Annotated in this window: 2 protein-coding genes and 1 pseudogene; 2 read left to right on the top strand and 1 reads right to left on the bottom strand. The window is 60.6% G+C overall.

Annotated elements, in window-relative coordinates; translation table 11 throughout:
* On the top strand, nt 1-1516 hold a 1516-nt coding region (locus BG57_RS30435), incomplete at its 5' end, for a tyrosinase family protein (RefSeq protein WP_206539446.1).
* A 96-nt stretch (nt 1517-1612) separates the two neighbouring features.
* On the opposite strand, the pseudogene BG57_RS30430 reads toward BG57_RS30435, so the two are convergent.
* Nucleotides 1613-2018, bottom strand: a pseudogene (locus tag BG57_RS30430) (hypothetical protein).
* A gap of 474 nt (nt 2019-2492) precedes the next feature.
* On the opposite strand from BG57_RS30430, the gene BG57_RS30425 reads away from it, so the two are divergent.
* A complete protein-coding gene (locus tag BG57_RS30425) occupies nt 2493-4109 on the top strand; it encodes an alkaline phosphatase D family protein (protein WP_035970935.1) in 1617 nt (538 codons plus the stop codon).
* Nucleotides 4110-4794 lie beyond the last annotated feature (685 nt).

Raw genomic sequence — 4794 nt, 5'->3', positions numbered from 1 at the left:
GCCGTTTTGCCGTTTTGCCGTTTTGCCGTTTCGTAAGGATTGCATATCTAACGCTGGAAACGTCAGGGGTATCGCTGTGTCAAAAATCGACCAGATTCGCCGCACCTTGCTAAAAGGATCAGCTGCTGCAACAATGATGTCGCTGTCCCCGTTAAGCAGGTCGGCAGCAGTTGACCGCACGAGACTTGAATGGCAGGTTTTTAAAACCACGCCGCAATATGCGTCGTTTCTCAATGCCGTGGAAGTTATGAAAGCGGCGAACAATCCAAACAAGCCCAACTCGTGGGCGTACTGGGTGAATGTACACGTCAAATACTGTCCGCATACCAAGCCGTATTTTTTCGCATGGCATCGCGGCTTCCTTTATTGCTTCGAACAGCAATTAAGAGCGGTATCGGGCGACAACTCACTTGCTTTGCCTTTCTGGGACTACTACTCTTATCCGACAATACCGAGCGAATTTACGGACAGCGCCACGGGCAATCCATTGTTTGTCAGCGGGCGCGTCAACACGGATGTACGTGGAGCGCTGACAATGGCGCCCTTCGCGAGGACAATCGCGAACTTCCAACGCGGCACTCAAAGGTCATACGAGGCATCGTTCGAGGCTGCGCCGCATAATCCAGTCCACGACATCATTGGCGGCTGGATGGCCGACATGCAGTCACCAACAGACCCCATCTTTTTTCTGCATCACGCAAACGTGGACCGGCTACTTGACGCCTGGGCGCGAACGCCCAGAGCGAGGTATCCAGCGCCGAGTAGCGCTTACTGGCAAGGTTCGTTCACATACGCGCCCGGACTTACCATGGCTAAGTCAAGAACCTACGAACCGTCGCAGCTGAGCTACCAGTATGCGGACACCCGGTTGCCAACGGTGCTTCCACCGAACGCCCAGCTCGGAAAAGTCATTCGGGTGCAGGCACACGCTCCCCGGATGCAACGGCGGCCGCCCGTGGCTAAGTTTCCACGGACACCGCCGCGGCAAATCAAAGCTAACAGGCGCTCGCTCGGCGGGGCTGCGAATCTTGCACTCGACCACCATTCAGTGAGTGCACTGATTTCTGTGTCGTCACCGGACGCGACGGCGCTTCAGGATACAGTGGGCAGCTCCTCGGCGTCTCCGGTGGACTCGAAGACTCAAGCTGAGCGAAAAGTCAACGGCCGGTTCAAGTACGCGAACATCGTGCTCGACAGCGCGGCAGTGACCGCTCTCGGAAAGCAAGGCGGATACTTCTACAACGTCTACGTCAATCTGCCGTCGAGCGGTGACATAGACGCTAGCACTGAGTCTCGCTTCGTTGGGACCGTAGGACCGTTCGAAGTCTCTGCGGCGACACATCACTCAGATGGGACACTGGTACTTCCTGCCAACGATGCGCTGCTTGGTTTGTCAGCGGCAGAATTGACGCAAGTGGTCGTTTCTCTCGTCCGGATCGACGGTCCGACCTCGCCTAAGGGTGTGGCGATGGTGGTAGGTGAACTGCGCGTCGAGTTGTCCGCGGATTCAGACTGAGGGACTGCGCGGCACGGGCATACAGAAGTGGCCGCGCAGAGTCGCACCTTCAGTCGGGGCCGGACGCGGCGCAACGATGGACTCGCGCGTCCTGTGTCATCTGAATACCTGCGCCCACGCCGCGCGGACGCGGCGCCCCCGGTCTTCGAGAAAATTGGAAGCGGCGAGGGCGAGCAGGCCGGCCATCAAGCCGGTCAACACGTGCTTCAGCCACGGGATGCGATAGTGGCTGCGGTGCGAGAAGACATCGCCTAGCGCGGGTAAGCAGTCCGACCATCAGCGGATTGCCGAAGCGCAGGCCGTAGATGCGCTTCACCGCCGGCACGAAGCTCAACAGCACGGACAGCATGCCGGTGAGCACGCCTGTGCGCAGCGCGACGGCCCTGTGCGCGACGCTCAGCACATTGCCCCAGCTTCCCAGCATGCAGGTCATGCATGCGCGGACCGGCTGCCAGAAACGCTGAATGAAAACACGGACGCGGCGCTTCCCATCGATCGACATTGCGGTAAATCATCGCGTTCGCGCGGTGAACCGTTGCTTGCGTCGTCGAGCGGCGACGATACGACGAGTATGGTAGGCCCGATTAGCAAATGCAAACCGGTGGCGACTTGGCTTCGTTGAAGAAAAACAAGAACCCCACGGTGGCCGAGCTAGCTGCGTCGCGAAAAGCGGCATCCGACCCATCGCCGTTCCGGGACGATCTCTACTCTCCCGCGGACTTGAAGTACGCGCAGCGCGTCGTTGAGTTGGGGCCTTCTGTATCGCCGGTTTCGCGGCGACGTGCTGAGACCAGCTTAAATTGCCGGCTTGCCTATCCCGACCTTGAGTGGTCGATCATTGAGCCGAACGATGCCGCGCTCAACCGTGCAGGCAACGAAGCATGCGTTGAAACAAAAACGACATGGTTACGCTCTACCATCGTCGGTTCGACGCAGCGCACAACAACCCCATCATTCAGTTCAAGGGAAGCTCGCCATGCCGGATCGCATCGTCAAACCGTCCCGACGCACCTTGCTGAAGGGCCTCGTTTCCGGCACGGGGCTCGCGCTCACGGGCGCGGGACTTGCCGATGCCCTCGCGCAAGGCGTCGCGCCCGCCGTCGTTACCGCCGATAAGTTGCGTCCGCAACTGCCCAGCGGCGTAATGAGCGGCGACGTCACCGCGACGAGCGGTATCGTCTGGAGCCGCACCGACCGGCCCGCGCGCATGATCGTCGAGTATTCGACGAGCGAAAGCTTCAAGACGTTTCAGCGCCGCATCGGACCGGCCGCGCTCGATAGCAGCGGCTTCACGCAGCGCGTCGATCTGACCGGCCTGCCGCCCGGCGCCGATGTGTACTATCGCGTGCGCTTCGCCGATCTCGTCGATGGGAAAGCCTTTAGCGAACCGGTGACGGGACGTCTGCGCACGGCATCGATCGATGCGGACAAGCCGATCTGCTTCGTCTTCTCCGGCGATGAAGCTGGGCAAGGCTGGGGCATCAACGAGCGCTTCGGCGGCTATCGCATCTATGAAGCGATGCGTCGCGAAGCGCCGGACTTCTTCATCCATCAGGGCGATCAGATCTATGCCGACAGCGTGATCGAGCCGGAAGTGAAATTGCCCGACGGCACGATCTGGACGAACATCGTCACCGAAGGAAAGTCGCATGTCGCGCAGACACTCGACGATTATCGCGCCGCATTTGCCTACAACCAGCTTGATAAAAACAAGCGCCGCTTCGCAGCCGAAGTGCCGTTCCTCGTGCAATGGGACGATCATGAAGTGCGTAACAACTGGTATCCGGGACAAGTGATCGGCGAAGCAGAGAAGCGTTATCAGACGCGTGCGATCAACCTGCTCGAAGCGCGCGCGAAGCAGGCGATGTTCGAATACAACCCGTATCGCATCAATCAGCTCGATCCGGAACAGGTGTATCGCGGCTTTCAGTTCGGCCCGCTGCTCGATGTGTTCATGCTCGACGAGCGTTCGTATCGCGGCGCGAACTCGCCGAACAGACAGACGCGTCTCGATGCGGACTCTGCGTTCCTCGGCTCGCAGCAGACCGCGTGGCTGAAGGCTTCGCTCAAGGCGTCGCGCGCGACCTGGAAGATCATCGCCAGCGACATGCCGATCTCCCTCGTCGTGCCCGATGGAAACCCCGATGTGCCGAAGGGCACGTTCGAGGCCTGGGCGAACGCGGACGACGGCGCGCCGTCCGGCCGCGAACTGGAACTCGCCGACATCCTCCGCTTCATCAAGCGGGAAGATATCAAGAACGTCGTGTGGATCACGGCGGACGTGCACTACGCGCAGGCGACGCACTACGATCCGTCGCGCGCCAGGTTCACGGACTTCAAGCCGTTCTGGGAATTCGTGGGCGGGCCGATCAACGCGGGCACGTTCGGCCCGAACGATCTCGACATGACGTTCGGTCCGGAACTGCGCTATGTCAGCGTGCCGAAGGACAATCCGCAGAACCGCTCCCCAGCCGCCCTGCAGCAGTTCTATGGCCGCGCGAAGATCGATCCCGCGAGCCGGGCGCTGACGGTCTCGTTGCACGACCTCGACGGCAAGTCCCTCTACGAAGTGAAGCTCGACGTCGAAGCGTGAGCGTCGTTCAGGCGGCGAGCATCGTCGCGAGTGCGGCGACGTGCTTGTCCTGCTAACGCGCGATGTCGAATTCGTTCTGCGATGGTTGCCGTCAGCCGAAGCGAGGGCGGTCGCGCGTTAGGGCGTCGCGCATGTCTCGTGAGTCCTGCGCATTGATACAGAACGCCGACGATCACCATGCCGTGATGCAGACGCCGGCCGGTGCGTTCCGTGAAGGCACCCCGGGATTTGGCGGCTGGGGGTTGGCGAAGCGTTAGCTTCGCTGTAGGGTTTGCGGTGTGCGAATTTCAGTATATCGATCTAAATGCTCGACGATCTTTGGCTTGCTGCCCCCGAGGACGCTTACGCGCAACGGGTAAAGCCGGCTGCCCCTCCAGCGGCGAAAAAGGCTTTGCCGTTGAGCGTCTTGTCCACCACGAGACGGCCATACGCCGCATGCGACGCATGCTGTCGCCGACGTTATGTTTGCGTTGGCGGCAGCGCGTGTTGCGTTTGGGCCGGAGCCCCCACGCGTGAACTCCGTCGATCCCTCGGTCGCGCCGACCACATCGACGATATCTTTGCATCGGCGTATCCACGAGCGCCTCTTGCGGGAACGGACAAAGTCCTGGTGTCTCGCGTGCGACCTTTCAAGCAGAGGTGAACATCCGCCTCGCTCCTGATGGCATCAAGGCAAGCAGCCGGT

The organism is Caballeronia grimmiae, assembly GCF_000698555.1.
Taxonomy (GTDB): Bacteria; Pseudomonadota; Gammaproteobacteria; order Burkholderiales; family Burkholderiaceae; genus Caballeronia; species Caballeronia grimmiae.
Note: the sequence above shows the minus strand (reverse complement) of the source record. Positions and strands in the feature narration are given on the sequence as shown.